Here is an 18,884-nt window from a genome sequence, read left to right as displayed (position 1 = left end):
CACACGACGTTATGCGCTGGCCGCCGATGCGGACTGGCGGAAATCGGACGCGGCCGTCGGGATGCCGCGACAACGCGGAGGGGCCCCGCGCGAGACCGGGCAGTGAGCCTGGAGTGCTCCCGCGCGAGCTGCGACGCTGGATCAGAACGCCGACGTCACTTGCTGGAGATGCCGACCCCGAGGTCGAACTCGCGGTAGACCCGGGCCCAGAAACCGTCGCGCAGCCAGACGCGCGCCTCCGGATAGGGCCGCAGGGAGTGGCCGAGCTCCTTCTCGGCCTCGATGAGCAGCTCGGTGTCGATCACCGTGGGCAGCAGCGGACCCGGCAGCAGGTCGCGGATGTTGTCGCGGCCCCGGGTCAGTATCCATTTCTGCGCCACGTGCTCGCCGACCTCCTCCACGCGGGGCCGCCCCGGGCCCAGCTTGGCGACCTGGCCCACGGGCGTCTTCGGCGGCATCGGCTTGACCGTACGCCCCGCGAAGACCTGGGCGGGCGACGGCGTGGGCACAACGGGCACGGGCACCGGGGCGCGGGTGAAGAACGGACGCAGGAAGTCGGCGCTGATGATCTCGACGGTGTCCGACTCCCAGACGAGCCGCTCGGCCTGGTTGGTCCCGAACGGCGGCTCGACCCCCCACAGGTGGATGCGCACGCCATACGCCTGCGCGGCCTCCACGGCGGGCACCATGTCCTCGTCCCCGGCGATCAGCACGGTGTCGCTCACGGCGTGGTGGCGGGCGAGGGCCTCGAGGTCGCTGCGGATCTGCGCGTCCACCCCCTTCTGCTGGCCACGGGCGTTCAGGTTGCCGAGCCTGACCTTGACCCAGGGCAGCTGGGCGATCACACGCTGGTCCACCGTGGGCACGCGGTCGCGGGCGGCGTCGTACCAGTAGACGCGCAGCAGCTCGCCCGGGATGCGCTCGAGCGCGTGCTTCTGGAGCGCCTGGATCAGCTCGTCCGCGGCGACGCGGTACTCCTTACGCTCCTTGGCGCCTAAGAGAACTTCACCGGCGGCCGCGTAAAGGTAACCGACGTCCACGAGAACGGCATACTTTGCGGCAATGCCATGTGCGCTGAAGTCCGGGATGGCCATGGTGTCCTCCTGGACTCGTCACTGGTTGATCGGCTGACTATATTCCCCCGCTTTCTAGATAGTCCCAACTCTTGAGCCAGTTGACACCCTGTTCCGGCGATGTAATCGGTCCGTAGTCGTCGCGGATGGCGTCGGAAGACGTGTCACCCGCCGGGGAAGAAGGCCCCCCGCCAGGCTCCCGAGCCGTGCGGGAGGCCCAGGCGCAGCCGATGTGCCGGATTCCTCCAGTTTGCCGGGCTCGTTTCCGGTGCCGCCGGCCGGGTGGCGCGCGCCGCCGCCCGCGCCGCCAGCGCGGCGACGAGGGCGGCGGTCTCCTCGGGGGTGGCGTCCCCCCGGACGATGCTGAGGTACGGCTCACGACTGGTCACAGCGGAATGTTCCCGTGCTTCTTCGGGGGCAGCGTGGCCCGCTTGTTGCGGAGGGCGCGCAGCGCGCGGACGACCTGGACCCGGGTGTCCGAGGGCCGGATGACCGCGTCCACGTAGCCGCGCTCGGCCGCGAGATACGGGTTGGCCAGCGTGTCCTCGTACTCGCTGATGAAGCGGGCCCGGTCGGCGTCCGGGTCGTCGGCGGCGGCCAGCTCGCGCCGATAGAGGATGTTGACCGCGCCCTGCGCTCCCATCACGGCGATCTGGGCGGTGGGCCAGGCCAGGTTGACGTCCGCGCCGAGGTGCTTGGACCCCATGACGTCGTAGGCCCCGCCGTACGCCTTGCGGGTGATGACGGTGACCAGCGGCACGGTCGCCTCGGCGTAGGCGTAGAGCAGCTTGGCGCCGCGCCGGATGATGCCGTTCCACTCCTGGTCGGTGCCCGGAAGGAAGCCCGGCACGTCGACGAAGGTCAGCACCGGGATGTTGAAGGCGTCGCAGGTGCGCACGAACCGGGCGGCCTTCTCGGAGGCGGCGATGTCGAGCGTCCCGGCGAAGCTCATCGGCTGGTTGGCGACGACGCCCACGGAACGCCCCTCGACCCGGCCGAAGCCGACGACGATGTTCGGCGCGAAGCCCGCGTGGATCTCCAGGAACTCTCCGTCGTCGAGGACGTGCTCGATGACCGTGTGCATGTCGTACGGCTGGTTGGCCGAGTCGGGGATCAGCGTGTCGAGCTCGCGGTCCTCGTCGGTCGTCTCCAGGTCCGCCTCGACGTCGAAGGCGGGCGCGTCGTCCATGTTGTTGGACGGCAGATAGGACAGCAGCGCCTTGGCGAAGTCGAGGCAGTCCTGTTCGTCGGACGCCTCGTAGTGGGCGACGCCGGAGCGCGAGTTGTGCGTGTGCGCGCCGCCCAGCTCCTCGAACGTCACCTCCTCGCCGGTCACGGTCTTGATGACGTCCGGCCCGGTGATGAACATGTGCGACTTCTCCTGCACCATCAGGACGAAGTCGGTCAGCGCGGGGGAGTACACGGCGCCGCCCGCGCACGGGCCCATGATCAGCGAGATCTGCGGGACCACGCCGGAGGCGTGCACGTTGCGCTTGAAGATCTCGGCGTACAGGCCGAGGGAGACCACGCCCTCCTGGATGCGCGCGCCGCCCGAGTCGTTGATGCCGACCACCGGGCAGCCGGTCTTCAGCGCGTGGTCCATCACCTTGACGATCTTCTCGCCGAAGACCTCGCCCAGCGAGCCGCCGAACACGGTGAAGTCCTGCGCGAACACCGCGACCGGCCGGCCGTCCACCGTGCCGTACCCGGTCACCACCCCGTCGCCGTACGGACGCTCGCGGTCGAGGCCGAAGGCGGTCGCCCGGTGTCTGGCCAGCTCGTCGAACTCCACGAAGGAGCCCTCGTCCAGGAAGGCGGCCAGCCGCTCGCGGGCCGTCATCTTGCCCTTGGCGTGCTGTTTCTCCACCGCCCGCTGGGAGCCGGCGTGGGCCGCCTCGCTCCGGCGGCGCTCCAGGTCGGCGAGCTTGCCGGCGGTGGTGTGGATGTCGATCTCGGGGGCGCGTTCGGCGCTCATCACCCGCTCACCGTTCCTCGCATGCTCAGCGGCCCTCGGGTCCCGAACGCCGCTCCGGGTCGCGTCGAATCCATGGCCGACAGGTTAACCAGACCGGCGCCGCGCGGTCGCGCCGGGTCGCGCTCACCGGGATCGCGATCGCCCGGGCGGGAACTCTCCACAGGAACGCGGCCCGTGTGCCGTTCGTTCGGCTTTACGACGGCTTTATATAAATGGGGGCTCCATGGCGGACGCCGTACGCACGCAGGGGTTGTACAAGCGCTTCGGGCAGCAGGTGGCGGTCGGCGGGGTCGACCTGGTCGTGCCGAGGGGCAGCTTCGCCGGCCTGGTCGGTCCCAACGGCGCGGGCAAGACGACGACGCTGAGCATGGTCACCGGGCTGCTGCGTCCGGACGGCGGGCGGATCGAGATCGACGGCCACAACGTGTGGACCGACCCCGTCGGCGTCAAGGCGCACATCGGCGTGCTGCCCGAGGGCCTGCGGCTGTTCGAACGGCTGTCCGGCCGCGAACTGCTGATGTACGGCGGCCAGTTGCGCGGCATCCCCCTGGACGAGGTCGGCAGGCGCGCCGACGAGTTGCTCAAGGTCATGGACCTGGTCGAGGCGCAGGACAAGCTGGTGGTCGACTACTCCACCGGCATGCGCAAGAAGATCGGCCTCGCGGCGGCGCTGCTGCACAACCCGGGCGTGCTGTTCCTCGACGAGCCGTTCGAGGGCGTCGATCCCGTCTCCGCCAACACGCTGATCGAGGTCCTGCGCAGATACACCGCGTCGGGTTCCACCGTCGTCTTCTCCAGCCATGTGATGGACCTGGTCGAGCGGTTGTGCGACTGGGTGTCGGTGATGAACCGGGGCCTCGTCGTCGCGCAGGGCCCGCTCGACGACGTACGGCGGGGCCGCACGCTCAACGAGGCGTTCCTCGACCTCGTCGGCGTGCGCGGCAACGGGGAGGAGGGCCTGTCGTGGCTCGGGTCCCCGGCATGACCTGGCTGTTCGTCCGGCTGAAGCTCAGCCTGGTGCGGGGAGGCCTGCGCGGTGAGGTCGGCAAGCAGGTCGGCTTCGTCTTCTCGCTGGGCGCCGCCCTTCTCGCCGCCGTCGTGGGGTTCGCGCTGCTGTCCCTCATCCGGTTCGCGCCGTCCGACGCCGCCCTCGACCTCGTGGCGGCGGCGTTCGCGATGTTCGCCGTCGGGTGGATCGTCGTGCCGCTGATGGCCTTCGGCCTGGACGAGACGCTCGACCCGGCCCGGCTGGCCCTGTTCCCGCTGACCACCCGGCAGCTCGCGACCGGCATGCTGGCCGCGTCGGCGACCGGGGCGTGGCCGATCGCCTCGCTGGCCGCGCTGTTCGGCGGCGTGGTCGCGCTCGCCCACGGGCCGGGCGGGGTGCTGCTCGGGGTGCCCGCGGTGGTCCTCCAGTTCGCCTTCTGCCTCACGGCCTCCCGCCTGGTGACCACCGCGCTGTCCGGTGTGCTGCGCACCCGCAGGGGACGCGACCTGCTCGCCGTCGCCGCCGTCTTCGGCGTGCTGCTCTTCCAGCTGCCCAACCTGCTGATCAACCGGGGGCTTTCTGGCGACCCCACCCGGATCCTGGCGTCGGCGGGGGACGTCCTGCGGTGGACGCCGCCGGGGCTGGCCGCGCACGCGATCGCCGACGGCGGTCTCATCGGCGTCGCCGAGCTGATCGTCGTCGCGATGGCGGTCGTCGTGCTCGGGTGGCTGTGGATCGCCGCGCTGCGGCACGCGCTGGTGCGGCCCGACGCCTCCAGCCAGGGCGGCGGCTCCGTCCGGCGGTCCGGACGGGTCCCGTTCGGCCGGTTCCTGCCGGACGGCATGCTCGGCGCCGTCGTCACCAAGGAGCTGAAGTACGCCGCGAGAGAGCCCCGGGGCCGGGTGAACTGGATCGTCGCGCTCTTCGTGAGCGTGGTCATCATGTTCTCCCTGCGGGGGCCGGACGGCGTGACCGGGCCGCAGTTCGTGGTCGGGCCCGCCTGCCTGGCGGCCGTCGTGATCGGGCTGCAGGCGGCCAACTCCTTCGGCATCGACGGCAGGTCGCTGTGGATGAACGCGGTGGTGTTCTCCACTCCGCGTGACCTGCGTACCGACCTGGCCGGCCGGCACCTGGCCATGGCGGTCATCGGGGTGCCGCTGCTGACCGCGGTGTCGGTGATCGCCGCCCTGGTGGCGGGCGACGCCGCCTGGGCCCTCGCCGCGGCACCGGTCGCCTGGGGCGTGCTCGGCGTCGCCATGGGCGTCGGCGCGCTCACCAGCGTGACCGCGCCGTACACCTACCCCGACCGCCTGAACGCCTTCAGCGGCGCCGCTCCGGGGCAGGGCGGACAGGCGTTCGTGGCCTCCTTCGCCACGATGCTCGTCACCGGCGTGCTCACGCTGCCGGTCGTGCTGCCGGTCCTGTTCGGCCTGGCCTGGTGGGCCGTGTTCGCCGTGCCGTACGGCGTGGCGGCTGCCTGGGCGGGCCGCCGGATCGCCGCCGGCGTCGGCTTCGCCCGCCTCCCCGAACTCCTCACCGCCGTCTCCCGCCCCACCTGACCGTGGTGTTTCGCCGCAGTCCAGACACGGCCGCGCTCTCGCGTAACAGAGGAGTTGCGAAGTTCTTGCGGTGGTGGCGGGGGATACGGCCCGCCTCTATAACCGTTTTGGACCGTTCTAGGGGAGAAGTGATGGGCGAAAACAGGCGGCTGGGCCGTGCGATCTGGGCGCCGGTGGGCGCGGCGGCGCTCAGCGGACTGGTCATCGGGGGGCTGGCGCGCCTCCTGATGCGGGGCGTCGCGCTGGCCGTCGGCGGATCGACCGGCCTGTCCCTGGTGGGCACGGTCGCGATCCTCGTCGCGTTCGTCGTGCTGGCCCTGCCGGCCGCGGTGACCGCGACCGCGCGTCCGGCGATCATGCATGCCGGTCGCTGGGTGACCGCCGCGCTCACGGGGCTGATGGCCGCGAGGACGGGGCTCGGCGACGCGAAGACCATCGTCCTGGCCGACGACGGCCAGTTGACGCCGATCACCATGCTGATCGTCGCGTTCGCCGCGATCGTGGTGGCGCACGGGCGGCTCGCCCAGCACCTCACCCGCCGTTTCAGGGCGCTCCCTGAAGCCCCGGCCGAGGCGCTCCGCACCCCGGACCCGCGACCGGTCTGACCTGCGCGTTCGAGTGGTCTAGTCCAATTGGTGAGACCGCCCTCAAGCTCCCGAGCGGGATTCGCTAGCCTTCCAAACATGGCCGCCATCGCTCCTGCCGAACGACACAACGCCGTAGCGGAGATGCCGGACGAACTCCGCGCTGACGTGCGCCTATTGGGTGGACTACTGGGTCAGGTGATCGCCGAACACGGCGGCCCCGACCTCCTCGCCGACGTAGAACGGCTCCGGAAGGCGGTGATCGCGGCCCGGCGTCAGGAGACGACGGCCGACGAGGTCGCGGCCCTGGTGGCCGAATGGCCCGTGGACCGCGCCGTGCAGATCGCCCGGGCCTTCACCTGCTACTTCCATCTCGCCAACCTCGCCGAGGAGCACTACCGCATCCGCATCCTGCGGCAGCGCGACAAGGACGACGTGCCGCTGCGCGAGTCCCTCGCGGAGGCCGTGCAGCGGCTGCGCGGGGACGACCGGCTCCACGACTTGATCGACGGGCTGGAGTTCCGGCCCGTGCTGACCGCCCACCCCACGGAGGCGCGGCGGCGGGCGATCGTCACCGCCATCCAGCGGATCAGCGCCCAGCTCGACGCCTACAACACCCCCGGCCGGGGCACCGCCGAGCGGGAGGAGGCCCACCGGCGGCTGCTCGAGGAGATCGACATCCTGTGGCGGAGCGCCCAGCTCCGCCACACCAAGCTCGACCCGCTGGACGAGGTCCGTACGGCGATGGCGGCGTTCGACGAGACGCTGTTCCGCACGGTGCCGCTGATCTACCGCTCGCTCGACGCGGCGCTCGGGTCCGGCACCGGGACGCGGGAGCCGCTGGCCAAGGCCTACATCCGCTACGGAAGCTGGATCGGCGGCGACCGCGACGGCAACCCCAACGTCACCGCCAAGGTGACCAGGGAGGCCATCCAGATCCAGGCCGAGCACGTGCTGATCGCACTGGAGAACGCCACCACCCGGATCGGGAGGTCGCTCACCCTCGCCAGTGTCTTCACGCCGCCGTCCGCCGAGCTGCGGGCCGCGCTCGCGCAGGCCGAGGACGACCACCCCGACCTGGTGTCGGAGATGGCCACCCGGTCGCCGCGGGAGCCGCACCGCCAGTGGCTGATGTTCGTGGCGGCCAGGATCGCCGCGACCCGCCGCCGCGACCTCGACCTCGCCTACCGCGCGCCCGCCGAGCTGCTGACCGACCTGCGGCTCACGCAGGACTCCCTGCGCGGGGCCGGCGCCGTACGGCAGGCGTACGGCGAGCTGCAGCACCTGATCTGGCAGGTCGAGACGTTCGGCTTCCACCTGGCGGAGCTGGAGGTGCGCCAGCACTCGGCGGTGCACGCGGCGGCGCTCAAGGAGATCGCCTCCGGCACGCTGTCGGAGCGCACCGAGGAGGTCCTGGCCACGATCCGGGTGATCGGGTGGATCCAGGAGCGCTTCGGCGTGGCCGCCTGCTCCCGCTACGTCGTCTCGTTCACCCGCTCGTCCGACGACATCGCGGCGGTCTACGAGCTGGCCAGGCACGCCATGGGCGACCGCGCCCCGGTGCTCGACGTGGTCCCCCTGTTCGAGTCGGGCGAGGACCTCGACAACTCCTCCGCCGTGCTGGAGGGCATGGTCAACCTGGAGCCCGTGCGCCGGCGGCTCGCCGAGAACGGGCGGCGCATGGAGGTCATGCTCGGCTACTCCGACTCGGCCAAGGAACTCGGCCCGGCGGCGGCCACCCTGCGCCTGTACGACGCGCAGGCGGCGCTCACCGCCTGGGCCGCGGCCAACGACATCAGGCTGACGCTCTTCCACGGCCGGGGCGGCGCACTCGGCCGGGGCGGCGGCCCGGCCAACCGCGCCGTGCTCGCCCAGGCCCCCGGCTCGGTCGCCGGCCGGTTCAAGGTCACCGAGCAGGGCGAGGTCATCTTCGCGCGATACGGCCACTCGGCGATCGCCAAGCGGCACATCGAGCAGGTCACCAACGCCGTGCTGCTCGCGTCCACCTCGGCGGTGGAGTCGAGCACGGCCGCCGCGGCGGCGAAGTTCCGCCGGCTTGCCGACACCGTGGCCGTGGCCTCCGAGCGCGCCTATCGGGCGCTGACCGAGGCCCCGGGCTTCCCCGAGTGGTTCGCGCTGGTCAGCCCGCTGGAGGAGCTCGGCTCCCTGCGGCTCGGTTCCCGGCCCGCGCGGCGCGGCCTCGGCGCGCCCCGCTCCCTGGACGACCTGCGGGCCATCCCGTGGGTGTTCTCGTGGGCCCAGACGCGGGTCAACCTCCCCGGCTGGTACGGCCTGGGCAGCGGCCTGGCCGCCGTGGTCACCGACGGCGGCATGGCCGAACTGCGCTCGGCCTACCAGGAGTGGCCGCTGTTCGCCGCGATGCTGGACAACGCGGAGATGTCGCTGGCCAAGACCGACCGCTCCATCGCGTCCCGCTACCTGGCCCTGGGCGGCCGGAGCGACTTCGTCGAGCAGGTCCTCGAGGAGTACGACCTCACGAGGCGGCTGGTGCTGGAGGTGACCGGCCACGCCCGCCTGCTGGAGAACCGGCGCGTGCTGTCGCGTGCCGTGCAACTGCGCGACCCCTACGTGGACGCGCTCAGCCACCTCCAGCTGCGGGCGCTGTCGGCGCTGCGGGCGGCGGGCGACCTGTCGGAGGAGGAGCGCGAGCGCCTGTCCACGCTGCTGCTGCTCAGCGTGAACGGCGTCGCGGCCGGCCTGCAGAACACCGGCTGACGGCGTGCGAACCGGGCGGGCGCTCGAACCCGAGCGCCCGCCCGGTTCGACCGCCGGTTCGGATCACGGCGTCTCGGCCGCCTGCTCGACGTCGATCCGCTCGGGACAGGCGTAGATGTTGAAGCGCTCCTCGCGCAGGAACCCCACGAGCGTGATGCCGAACTCGCGCGCCAGATCGACGGCGAGTGAGGAGGGCGCGGACACGGCGCACACGATCTGGATCCCGGCGCTCGCGGCCTTCTGCATGATCTCGTAGCCGACCCGGCCGCTGACCAGCAGGACGTGCCGGTCGAGGGGGGTCTCGCCGCCGAGCAGCGCCCAGCCGACCAGCTTGTCGACGGCGTTGTGCCGCCCCACGTCCTCCCGCACGGCCAGCGGTGTGCCGCCGTCGGGGGTGAACAGCCCGGCGGCGTGTAGCCCGCCCGTCCTGCCGAACACCCCCTGGGCCTCCCGCAGCCGGTCGGGCAGGCCGTACAGGGTCGTGGCGGGCACGGCGACCGGCGGGCGCGCGGCCGGCACGGCGCAGCGGTCGCGCAGGGCGTCGAGGCTCGCCGTGCCGCAGACGCCGCACGCGCTCGACGTCAGGAAGTTCCGCGCCGTGGCGGCGAGGTCGGGGAGCCGGGAGGCGGCGAGCCGCACGGTCACGGTGTTGTAGCGCGCCTCGGGGTCCAGATCCTCGTCCGTGCAGTAGCCGATGGCGGCGATGTCGCCGGGGCCGGCGATCCCCTCACCGTGCAGGAACCCCGCCGCGAGCTCGAAGTCCGCGCCCGGCGTCCGCATCGTGATCGCCACCGTACGGCTCTCGCCTCCGGCCAGGAGCCGGATCTCCAGCGGCTCCTCCGTGGCGAGGTCGTCACGCCGGTCGCGTACGGCCGATCCGGACACCCTCCGGACGCGTGACCGCGTGACGGGCCCCAAACGGGCAGTGAGCCGCGCCGCGCCGTCCCGTTCCATCTGTTCCTCCTTGGCGGCATGGCTGCCGTTCTTTCCCGTACGCAGCCTGCCACGCCACGATCAGTATGGGTCAGCACGGGTCAGCGGTCGTCCGCCGGGTGGCGTCCGGGGAGATCGGGGAGATCGGGGAGATCGGGGCGACCGGCGCACAGGCGGGTCACGGCGCGCACGACGGACGTCACGGGGATGTCGGCCATGCAGGCGGGGCCCGCAGGGGACAGCGGGCATTCGGCCGTCCACCAGCACGGCTGTTCGGTGATGGCCGTGGGCCTGCGGTGCGGGCAGCCCGGCAGCCCCTGCAGGTCGGCGGAGCCCGCTCCGTCCCCGGAGCCGATGCCGTACCTGCCGGCCCAGGTGGGCCCGAACAGCCCGACGGTGGCCGCCCCGGCCGCCGCGGCCAGCCGCAGCGGCCCGGTGTCGCCGCCCACGACCACGCCGCCGCGACGCGCCACGGCGGCGAAGCACGCGGCGAGCCCGCGCAGGCCGCACCGCGGCAGCACGGCCACTTCTCGGCCGAAAACGGCGGCCTCCGCGGGGCCCCGCTTGGGCGGCGCGTCGGGCGTGAGCAGGGGATGGCCGCGCCGGGCCAGCGACGCGGCGAGTTCGCGCCAGCGCCCGGCGGGCCACCGCTTCACGTCCATGCCCGCGGCCGTGATCAGCACGACCGGGGCCCGCGCCGCGCCGGCCGGAACGCCGCGGGCGAGCGTGCTCTCGCCGTACGCGATCTCGGCCGGCGTCAGGCGCACGGCCGGACGGACGAGGGCGTCCTCGGGCCGCAGCAGGCCCTCGGCGAGCAGGATGCGCAGGTAGCGCCCGCCGACCGGCTCGTCAGGGGGCGGGCGGCGCCACAGGTCGGTGACGCAGCGGGCGCCCGAGGCGGCGAGGAGATCCGCAATGCCGTCGTAGCGGGTGGTGGTGATCGCGAGATCCGGACGCCGGGCGGCCAGCGCCTCGGCCACCGCCTCACGCTCCGCGCCCGCCCCGCCGTGGCGGGGGGTGAGCACCCGCGTGACGGCGGGGTCGCCGCGCAGGAGGGCCGCCCCGGGCTCGTGGGTGAGCACGCGCAGCGACCCGCCGGGGTTCCCGCGAGCCAGGCCGTGCACGACGGGCAGGAGCATGAGCAGGTCGCCGATCCCGCCGAGCAGGTCGACGACCAGGATCTCCCGGTACGGCTCACGCATCCGGGCGGACGAGCGGGCGGCGCGGGCCGGCCAGGGTCTCGTACAGCGCGCGGTGGGCGGCGGCGACCCGGGACCAGGAGTGGCGGGCGGCGAGCCGCCGGGCCGCCCTGCCCATGCGCCGTCCCGCCTCGGGTTCGTCGAGCAGCGGCGCGACGGCGTTCGCGACGGCGGCGGGGTCGCGGCGGGCCCTGATCACGGCGACGGCCTCTCCGAGCGGGAGGGCGGGGTCGGGCTCGTCCGGCACGGTGACCGCGGTCGGCAGCCCGTGCGCCAGCATCGTGAGCAGCGCGCCGCTCTTGGTCGTCACCCCGGCGGTGAAGGGCAGCACGCCCGCGTCGGCGGCGTGCAGGAACTCCGACACCCGGGCGGCGGGCAGGTGCCCGGTGAACGTCACCGCGTCCGCGACGCCGTGCCGCGCCGCCAGCGCCTCCAGTTCCGCCCGGAAGGCCCGGGCCTCGGCCTCCGGCAGTGCCTGGGAGGTGAAGCCGCCCACGACCAGCAGGCGCAGGCGGGGGCGGGCCGCGCGCAGCGCGGGCAGGGCCTCGACGAGCTGCCGCACGCCCTTCACGGGATGCACGAACCCGAAGAAGGCGAGCAGCGGGTCGTCCGGGCTCATGCCGAGCCGGTCCCGCACCCGCACGCGCGCCTGCCGTCCGCCGCCGTGGTCCACGACGTTGGGGGCCAGCGGCACCTCCACGGCGGCCGTCCCGACGCGCCGCCTGACCTGCCGGGCGTGAGAGGCGTTCGTCACGACCACGAGAGCGCTGGCGGGCACCAGCCGCCCGGTCTCCCGGTCCCACAGGCGGGCCCGTTCCAGGGGCCGCCAGAGGGGGCCGGGCACCCAACCGGGGGCCGCCCACCAGCCGTACTCGTGCAGGGTGGTCACCAGCGGCGTGCCGGGCGGCAGCAGGGGCGGCAGCAGTCCGGGGAGCCCGGAGAACCGGTAGGCCGAAGGGGCGAACTGCACGTGGACCACGTCCGGACGCAGCCGCCGCACCCGACGGGCGGCGTCGAGCGTGGCCGGCAGCCAGTGCCAGGGGGAGCGAGCCCCCGCGGACCCCACGGGCACCCCCACCGCCTCGACTCCTGCGTCGCCGAGAGCGCCGACGAGCCGTTCGACGTAGTCGCCGACGCCGTCGCGGTCGGCGGGCCCGGGACCGTGGACCATGGCCACGCGGATCCGGCCACCCTCCGTCACGGTCACGCCTCCCCCTCCTCGGCGTCGCTGCCCCGGAGGTGCCCGAGGGAGTTTCACGGCAAACCGTGCTTTTATGGGGCTTTATGTGCGGTTTTTGAGGGGTACGCGCAGGAGATGGAGCATCCCGCGGCGCTCGCAGGCCCACCGGTCCCGTGGCGGGGGCTCGCCCGCGTGCTCGTGATCCGGCCCGACAACCTCGGCGACGTCGTGATGGCGGGCCCGGCGCTGCGGGCGCTGCGGCGGGCCGCTCCCCGCGCCCGGCTCGATCTGCTGGCCGCCCCCGCGGGCGCCGCCGCGGCCGCGCTGCTCCCCGAGGTGGACGGCGTGCTCACCGCCTCGGTCTCGTGGCAGAAGACGGGCGGGGAGGAGGTCCCGGTCACCGACGACCTGGATCTCGTCGATCGGATCGGGTGGGGCGGCTACGAAGCGGCGGTGATCCTGACCTCGTTCTCCCAGGCCTCCTGGCCGGCCGCGTACCTCTGCCGGCTCGCCGGGGTGCCCGTACGGGTCGGCATGTCCAAGGAGTTCGGCGGGGCGGGGCTGACCCACTGGGTGCCCTCGCCGCCGGACGAGACCCATCAGGTGGATCGCGCGCTGCACCTGCTCGAACGGGCGGGCGTCCCTCCGGTCGAGGGCAGGCTCCGCGTGCGCGTGCCCGCCGAGGCGGCCAGTGCGGCCCGCCGCCTGCTCGACGGACGGCCGGGAGGGGACGGCCGCGCCGACGGTCGCGGAAGGCGGCCGTGCGCGCTCATCCTTCCGGGGGCCTCCTGCTCCGCGCGGCGCTACCCGGCCGACCGGTTCGCCCGGGTGGCCGGGCTGCTGACGGCCGCCGGGCTGCGGGTCCTCGTGGCGGGCACGGCCAGGGAGGCGCCGCTGGTCGAGGCCACCGGCGCCGGTGTGCCCGGTGCGGTCCTGCTGCCGGGCCGGTTGGACGTACCGGTCCTGGCGGCGCTCATCGACGCCGTCGACGTGGTCGTGTGCAACAACAGCGGCGGGGCCCACCTGGCCAGCGCGCTCGGCACGCCCGTGGTCGTGCTGTTCGCCGGCACCGAGCAGGTGGAGCAGTATCGGCCGCGGTTCGGCCCGGCGTCGATCCTCACGGTGCCCACCGCGTGCTCGCCCTGCCGCCAGTTCGCCTGCCCCTTCGCCCTCGACTGCCTCGACATCCCGCCCGAGCAGGTCGCCGCCGAGGCGCTGCGCCTGGCCGACGAGCGCGGCGGCCCGTGGTGGCAGACGCCGGCGGGCACGCGGGACGCCCGATGACGACGGCCCCCGAGAGCGGCGCGGACCCCGGCCCGGGGGCCGATAACCTGGGTGCGTGCCCGACTCGCCGTACGCCGATCTCGACCGGCCCCCGCTGTCCGAGACCGCGCTGACCAGGGCGCTGGTGCGCCCAGGCTCGCTGTGGTCGTCCGTACGCGTCGTCGAGCGGACCGGGTCCACCAACGCCGACCTGGCCAGGACCGTGCGCGAGAGCCCGGCGGAGGGCGCCGTGCTGGTCGCGGAGTCGCAGTTCGCCGGCCGGGGCAGGCTCGGGCGCCCGTGGACCGCGCCGCCGCGCTCGGGGCTGACGTTCTCGATGCTGCTGCGGCCGGAGGTGCCGCTCGCCCGGCAGGGCTGGCTGGCGCTGCTGGTCGGTCTCGCCGTCGCCTCGGCCGTACGGCGGATCGCGGAGGTCGACGTGCGGCTCAAGTGGCCCAACGACCTCATGGTGGGGGAGCGCAAGCTCGCCGGAATCCTGGCCGAGCGGGTGGACCGCATGGTGGTCGTCGGCATGGGGCTCAACGTCTCCCTGCGGCCGGAGGAACTGCCCGTGGAACGGGCCACGTCCCTCGCCGTCGAGAACGCCGCCTGCACCGACCGCGACCCGCTGCTGCGCGCGATCCTGCGGGAGGTCGAGTCGCACTACCGCGACTGGAAGGCCGCCGACGGCGACGCGGACGCCTCGGGCCTGCGTGCCGCCTACCTCGCCCGGTCGTCCACCGTGGGGCAGGAGGTCAGGATCGAACTGCCCGGCGAGCGGGTGCTGACCGGCCTGGCGACCGGCGTCGACGCGTCCGGCCACCTGCTCGTACGCGCCGGCGACGGAGAGCACACGCTCAGCGCGGGCGACGTCGTCCACGTCCGCCGGGGTCCGTCGCCGGAGACCGGCCCGCTGTCCTGATCGAACGCATGCAATCGACCGGCGATCGTGTCACGATTTGCGCCATGGGTCTTCCCGATCAATACCTGGCCGACGGCGAGCACGTCGTTCTATCGTTCCATCCGCACTGGAAGCGACTGATCCTTCCGGTCCTGGCTCTCATCGTCGTGCTGGCCGCCGCCGTCGCGGCCTTCGTCCTCATCCCCGGCGACTACGAGTACGCGGGGTACGCCCGCGGCGCGGTGGCCGTGGTCGCCTTCGTGGCGCTGGTCCTGTGGACGATCGTCCCCTATCTGCGCTGGGTGACGACGTCCTACACGCTGACCTCGCACCGCTTCGCGATCAGCACGGGAGTGCTGAACAAGTCGGAGGACGACATCCCGCTGGCCAAGGTGAGCAGCGTGAGCTCCGACCAGCGGCTCTTGGAGCGCGTCCTGGGATGCGGCACGCTCCGGGTCGAGTCGGCGTCGGAGAAGGGCGACATCGACTACCGCGACATCCCCCAGATCCAGCGTGTGCGGCATGAGCTGTTCCGGCTGGTGGAGGATGCCGCTGACGGGAACATCGACGGGGACTGAACGCGGCGCGGCCCACGCGCCGTGCGGGGGAGGGGGACGTGGACATCAGCGGGCGGCCCGGTGCCGACGACATGCGGCGGCTGTTCCTGGGGCCGGCGCCGGCCTACACGCGGAGGCAGGTCGCCGAGGCGGCCGGCATCCCGCAGGACCTGGCGGCGCGGATCTGGCGGGCCCTCGGCTTCGCCACGTTCGCCGACGACGCCATGGCGTTCACCGAGGCCGACCTGGAGGCCCTGCACCGCATCCGCGACCTGCTCGACACGGAGATGCTCGACGAGCGGACCGTCATCCGCATGGCCAGGGCCCTCGGCCGTACGACCGCGCGGCTCGCCCAGTGGCAGGCCGAGATCATGGTCGACGCGCTGATCGAGCCGGGCGCGCGGGCGGGGGAGGACGCGCTGCGGCAGGTGATGGACACGGTCAGCCGCCTGCTGCCGGACTTCGAGCAGACGCTGGTGCACGTCTGGCGCTCCCAGCTCGCCGCGACCGCGAGCCGGCTGGTCTCCCTCGCCGAGCCCGGCGAGGACGTCTCGCCGACCCGGCCGAGGCTCGGGGTCGGGTTCGCCGACCTCGTCGCCTTCACCCGCGTGTCCCGGGAGCTGGACGAGCTGGCGCTGGCCGACCTGGTCGAGGGGTTCGAGTCGCGGGCCTCCGACGTGATCGCCGCCCACGACGGCCGGCTGGTCAAGACGCTCGGCGACGAGGTGCTCTTCACCGCCGCCGACCCGAGGACCGCGGCCCTCATCGCGCTCGACCTGCTCGACGAGCTGAAACGGGACGCCGAGGGGCCCGACGTGCGGGTCGGGCTGGCCTACGGCCCGGTGCTCCCGGCGATGGGCGACGTCTTCGGCACGACCGTCAACCTGGCGGCCCGGCTGACGGCCATCGCCAGGCCCGGCACGATCCTGGCCGACAGCGAGCTGGCCGCGGGTCTCGCCGGGGCGCCCGGCGTCGACCTGGTCAAACTCCGCCGCCGTCCCGCCCGTGGGCTCGGCGTGGTGGAGCCGTATGTTCTGAGGAGATCCAGCCGAGAGAGTTGAGGTGCAGGACATGCCGTACGAAGTCCAGGGCGTGGTGGCGCGTGGCAAAGGCGAGGCGGTGACGCTGGAGACGGTCGTCGTGCCGGACCCGGGGCCCGGCGAGGCGGTCGTGAACGTGCAGGCCTGCGGGGTCTGCCACACCGACCTCCACTACCGCGAGGGCGGCATCAACGACGAGTTCCCGTTCCTGCTGGGCCACGAGGCCGCGGGCGTCGTCGAGGCGGTCGGCGAGGGCGTGACCGAGGTCGAGCCCGGCGACTACGTGATCCTCAACTGGCGGGCGGTGTGCGGGCAGTGCCGCGCGTGCCTGCGGGGACGGCCGTGGTACTGCTTCAACACCCACAACGCGGCGCAGAAGATGACCCTGGCCGACGGCACCGTGCTCAGCCCGGCGCTCGGCATCGGGGCCTTCCTGGAGAAGACCCTGGTGGCGGCCGGGCAGTGCACGAAGGTCAACCCGGCGGCCAAACCGGCCGTCGCCGGTCTGCTCGGCTGCGGCGTGATGGCCGGCCTCGGGGCCGCGATCAACACCGGCGGCGTGACCCGGGGCGACACGGTCGCGGTGATCGGCTGCGGCGGCGTGGGCAACGCGGCCATCGCGGGCGCGCACCTCGCCGGGGCCCGGACGATCGTCGCGGTCGACGTGGACGACCGCAAGCTCGACTGGGCTCGCGGCTTCGGCGCCACGCACACGGTGAACTCGCGCGAGACCGACGCGGTAGAGGCCATCCGCGAGCTGACCGGCGGGTTCGGCGCCGACGTCGTGATCGAGGCGGTGGGCCGTCCCGAGACGTACAAGCAGGCCTTCTACGCCCGCGACCTGGCCGGGACCGTCGTGCTCGTCGGCGTGCCGACGCCGGAGATGCAGCTCGAACTGCCGCTGCTCGACGTCTTCGGCCGCGGCGGCGCGCTCAAGTCCTCCTGGTACGGCGACTGCCTGCCCAGCCGTGACTTCCCCATGCTGATCGACCTCTACCTGCAGGGACGGCTCGACCTCGACGGGTTCGTCTCCGAGACCATCGGCCTCGACCAGGTCGAGGAGGCCTTCGGCAAGATGCACCGCGGGGAGGTGCTGAGGTCGGTCGTGGTGCTCTGACGCGCACGCGAGGGGCGGCGCTTCCATTGCGGAGTGCCGCCCCTTTCTGTGCCTTGGATCACATAGGCAAGCCTTACCAAAGTGGGTTATCTTAGGTATGCCTAACCTTCCTCATGATTCCTGAGAGGCGATCCATGTACGTCTGCATCTGCCGCGCGGTCACCGAGAGCGAGGTGCACGACTGCATCGCCGAGGGGGCGAGGACGGCTCGCCAGGTGCGGGACGCCACCGGTGCAGGGGGGGACTGCGCGTCTTGCGTCCGGAAGATCTGTGCGATCCTGAAACGGTCAGAGGACCTGGTCACCAGCGCATAGATCGAGGAAGCTTATGCAGGGCGACAAAGAGATCATCGCGCTGCTCAACGAGCAGCTCACCTCCGAGCTGACCGCCATCAACCAGTACTTCCTGCACGCCAAGCTGCAGGAGAACTGGGGATATACGAAGCTCGCCGCCATCACGCGGGCGGAGTCCATCGACGAGATGCGGCACGCGGAGGAACTCACCGACCGGATCCTGTTCCTGGAGGGCCTGCCGAACTACCAGAAGCTGAACACCCTGCACATCGGCCAGACCGTCAGGGAGCAGCTTCAGGCCGACCTGGATCTGGAGCTGGGCGTGGTCAAGCGGCTGCGGCCCGGCATCGCCCTCATGCGGGAGCGGGGGGACATCACCTCGGCCACGCTCTTCGAGCGCATCCTGGCCGACGAGGAGCACCACATCGACTACCTGGAGACCGAGCTGGGCCTCCTGGAGAGCCTGGGCGAGCAGCTGTACCTCCAGCGGTACGCGGAGCCGCCGTCGTCCTCCTGAGCCGGTGCTCTCCCGGCCGTCGCTCCCGGTCGCACGGGAAATCAGATGGACAACGCCCGTCGTCATCGTTTCGGCGGGCGTTTTTCGCGCCATTATCCGCTTTCCAGCGACGAAGTTCGGAATGGTCGAGAATGGGGTGGAAGATCGCGTCGCTTGCGTGCTGACTATCCCGGATTTATCAGTGTTTGCCCAGGTCAATTGATGAGTCAACGACAAGTCAAAAGGCGCGCTGTAGCCGGGAAACGATCGCACAAGGTCCTACGATCGCACCATGACCTGCGTACTTCTCGCCGAGGATGACACCTCGATTTCCGAGCCGCTGGCGCGAGCCCTGCGCCGGGAGGGCTATCAGGTGGAGGTGAGCCCCGATGGCCCGCAGGCCCTGGAGAGGGCCTTGTCGGGGGGCGTCGACCTGATTGTTCTCGACCTCGGCCTTCCAGAGATGGACGGGCTGGAGGTCGCGCGCCGCATACGCGCGGAGGGACACGGGACTCCGGTCCTGATCCTCACCGCCCGTGTCGACGAAGTCGACACCGTCGTCGGTCTCGACGCCGGGGCCGACGACTACGTCACCAAGCCGTTCCGCCTCGCAGAACTGCTCGCCCGCGTGCGGGCCCTGCTCCGGCGCGGGACATCGGAGACCCCGGTGGTGCAAGGCGTCCGCATCGACGCCGACTCCCGCCGGGCCTGGATGGGAGACAAGGAACTGCACCTGACCACCAAGGAGTTCGATTTGCTGCGCGTGCTCGTACGGGACGCGGGCAAGGTCGTCACCCGCGAGCAGATCATGCGCGAGGTGTGGGACACGAACTGGTGGGGGTCGACCAAGACACTCGACATGCACATCTCATGGCTGCGCCGGAAGCTCGGCGACGACGCGGCCAAGCCGCGCTACATCACGACCGTCCGAGGGGTCGGCTTCCGTTTCGAGCGCGAGTAGCCGCCGTGGGGCGGTTGCGGGGGAGGGGC

At 72.6% G+C, this 18,884-nt stretch carries 18 protein-coding genes; 12 read left to right on the top strand and 6 right to left on the bottom strand.

Annotation, left to right across the window (positions count from 1 at the left end; genetic code table 11):
• Positions 1–155 precede the first annotated feature (155 nt).
• The 3 genes from FH610_RS06890 to FH610_RS06880 all read right to left on the bottom strand — a co-directional run bounded on the left by FH610_RS06890 (position 156) and on the right by FH610_RS06880 (position 3,048).
• The gene (locus FH610_RS06890) at positions 156–1,040 is read right to left on the bottom strand and encodes an NYN domain-containing protein (RefSeq protein ID WP_240808809.1); all 885 of its coding nucleotides are present in this window, start codon (positions 1,038–1,040) and stop codon (positions 156–158) included.
• 197 nt (positions 1,041–1,237) lie between these two features.
• On the bottom strand, positions 1,238–1,462 hold the full coding sequence (locus FH610_RS06885) for an acyl-CoA carboxylase epsilon subunit (RefSeq protein WP_139573439.1): 225 nt from the start codon (positions 1,460–1,462) through the stop codon (positions 1,238–1,240).
• The gene (locus tag FH610_RS06880) at positions 1,459–3,048 is read right to left on the bottom strand and encodes an acyl-CoA carboxylase subunit beta (RefSeq protein ID WP_139573438.1); all 1,590 of its coding nucleotides are present in this window, start codon (positions 3,046–3,048) and stop codon (positions 1,459–1,461) included. The genes FH610_RS06885 and FH610_RS06880 overlap by 4 nt, the downstream gene beginning before the upstream one ends.
• Positions 3,049–3,271: 223 nt before the next feature.
• On the opposite strand from FH610_RS06880, the gene FH610_RS06875 reads away from it, so the two are divergent.
• The 4 genes from FH610_RS06875 to FH610_RS06860 all read left to right on the top strand — a co-directional run bounded on the left by FH610_RS06875 (position 3,272) and on the right by FH610_RS06860 (position 8,915).
• Positions 3,272–4,033: an ABC transporter ATP-binding protein gene (locus FH610_RS06875; RefSeq protein WP_139573437.1), complete on the top strand. Its 762-nt coding sequence runs from the start codon at positions 3,272–3,274 to the stop codon at positions 4,031–4,033.
• Positions 4,012–5,595, top strand: coding sequence for a hypothetical protein (locus tag FH610_RS06870; protein WP_240808808.1), 1,584 nt, complete (start codon positions 4,012–4,014; stop codon positions 5,593–5,595). Before FH610_RS06875 ends, FH610_RS06870 begins: the two co-directional genes overlap by 22 nt.
• A gap of 131 nt (positions 5,596–5,726) precedes the next feature.
• Positions 5,727–6,200, top strand: coding sequence for a hypothetical protein (locus FH610_RS06865; protein ID WP_139573436.1), 474 nt, complete (start codon positions 5,727–5,729; stop codon positions 6,198–6,200).
• Between the two features lie 78 nt (positions 6,201–6,278).
• On the top strand, positions 6,279–8,915 hold the full coding sequence (locus FH610_RS06860; protein ID WP_139573435.1) for a phosphoenolpyruvate carboxylase: 2,637 nt from the start codon (positions 6,279–6,281) through the stop codon (positions 8,913–8,915).
• Positions 8,916–8,978: 63 nt separating this feature from the next.
• Here FH610_RS06860 and fdhD read toward each other — a convergent pair whose 3' ends face one another.
• The 3 genes from fdhD to FH610_RS06845 form a co-directional block, all read right to left on the bottom strand.
• Positions 8,979–9,869, bottom strand: a complete 891-nt coding sequence (fdhD, locus tag FH610_RS06855) for a formate dehydrogenase accessory sulfurtransferase FdhD (protein ID WP_139573434.1) — start codon at positions 9,867–9,869, stop codon at positions 8,979–8,981.
• A gap of 80 nt (positions 9,870–9,949) precedes the next feature.
• Positions 9,950–11,050, bottom strand: coding sequence for a glycosyltransferase family 9 protein (locus FH610_RS06850; RefSeq protein ID WP_139573433.1), 1,101 nt, complete (start codon positions 11,048–11,050; stop codon positions 9,950–9,952).
• Positions 11,043–12,254, bottom strand: coding sequence for a glycosyltransferase family 4 protein (locus FH610_RS06845; RefSeq protein WP_205825605.1), 1,212 nt, complete (start codon positions 12,252–12,254; stop codon positions 11,043–11,045). Before FH610_RS06845 ends, FH610_RS06850 begins: the two co-directional genes overlap by 8 nt.
• A 108-nt stretch (positions 12,255–12,362) precedes the next feature.
• On the opposite strand from FH610_RS06845, the gene FH610_RS06840 reads away from it, so the two are divergent.
• The 8 genes from FH610_RS06840 (at position 12,363) to FH610_RS06805 (ending at position 18,855) form a co-directional block, all read left to right on the top strand.
• Positions 12,363–13,511 (top strand): glycosyltransferase family 9 protein, encoded by a 1,149-nt coding sequence (locus FH610_RS06840; protein WP_139573431.1) that lies wholly within the window; start codon positions 12,363–12,365, stop codon positions 13,509–13,511.
• A gap of 55 nt (positions 13,512–13,566) precedes the next feature.
• Positions 13,567–14,412: a biotin--[acetyl-CoA-carboxylase] ligase gene (locus FH610_RS06835; protein ID WP_139573430.1), complete on the top strand. Its 846-nt coding sequence runs from the start codon at positions 13,567–13,569 to the stop codon at positions 14,410–14,412.
• A 44-nt stretch (positions 14,413–14,456) separates the two neighbouring features.
• Entirely contained in the window at positions 14,457–14,969 is a 513-nt protein-coding gene (locus tag FH610_RS06830; RefSeq protein WP_139573429.1) for a PH domain-containing protein, read from the top strand.
• A 38-nt stretch (positions 14,970–15,007) separates the two neighbouring features.
• Positions 15,008–16,009 carry an adenylate/guanylate cyclase domain-containing protein gene (locus tag FH610_RS06825; RefSeq protein WP_240808807.1) on the top strand — a complete coding sequence of 334 codons (1,002 nt, stop codon included), beginning with the start codon at positions 15,008–15,010 and terminating at the stop codon, positions 16,007–16,009.
• Positions 16,010–16,019: 10 nt separating this feature from the next.
• Positions 16,020–17,105 carry an S-(hydroxymethyl)mycothiol dehydrogenase gene (locus FH610_RS06820; RefSeq protein WP_139573428.1) on the top strand — a complete coding sequence of 362 codons (1,086 nt, stop codon included), beginning with the start codon at positions 16,020–16,022 and terminating at the stop codon, positions 17,103–17,105.
• A gap of 113 nt (positions 17,106–17,218) precedes the next feature.
• On the top strand, positions 17,219–17,419 hold the full coding sequence (locus tag FH610_RS06815; RefSeq protein ID WP_338104519.1) for a (2Fe-2S)-binding protein: 201 nt from the start codon (positions 17,219–17,221) through the stop codon (positions 17,417–17,419).
• A 13-nt stretch (positions 17,420–17,432) separates the two neighbouring features.
• The gene (bfr, locus tag FH610_RS06810; protein WP_139573427.1) at positions 17,433–17,915 is read left to right on the top strand and encodes a bacterioferritin; all 483 of its coding nucleotides are present in this window, start codon (positions 17,433–17,435) and stop codon (positions 17,913–17,915) included.
• Positions 17,916–18,186: 271 nt separating this feature from the next.
• On the top strand, positions 18,187–18,855 hold the full coding sequence (locus tag FH610_RS06805) for a response regulator transcription factor (protein WP_030451323.1): 669 nt from the start codon (positions 18,187–18,189) through the stop codon (positions 18,853–18,855).
• Positions 18,856–18,884 lie beyond the last annotated feature (29 nt).

This window comes from Microbispora catharanthi (assembly GCF_006334915.2).
GTDB classification, from domain to species: Bacteria; Actinomycetota; Actinomycetes; order Streptosporangiales; family Streptosporangiaceae; genus Microbispora; species Microbispora catharanthi.
This window is presented reverse-complemented; position numbering and strand designations above follow the sequence as displayed.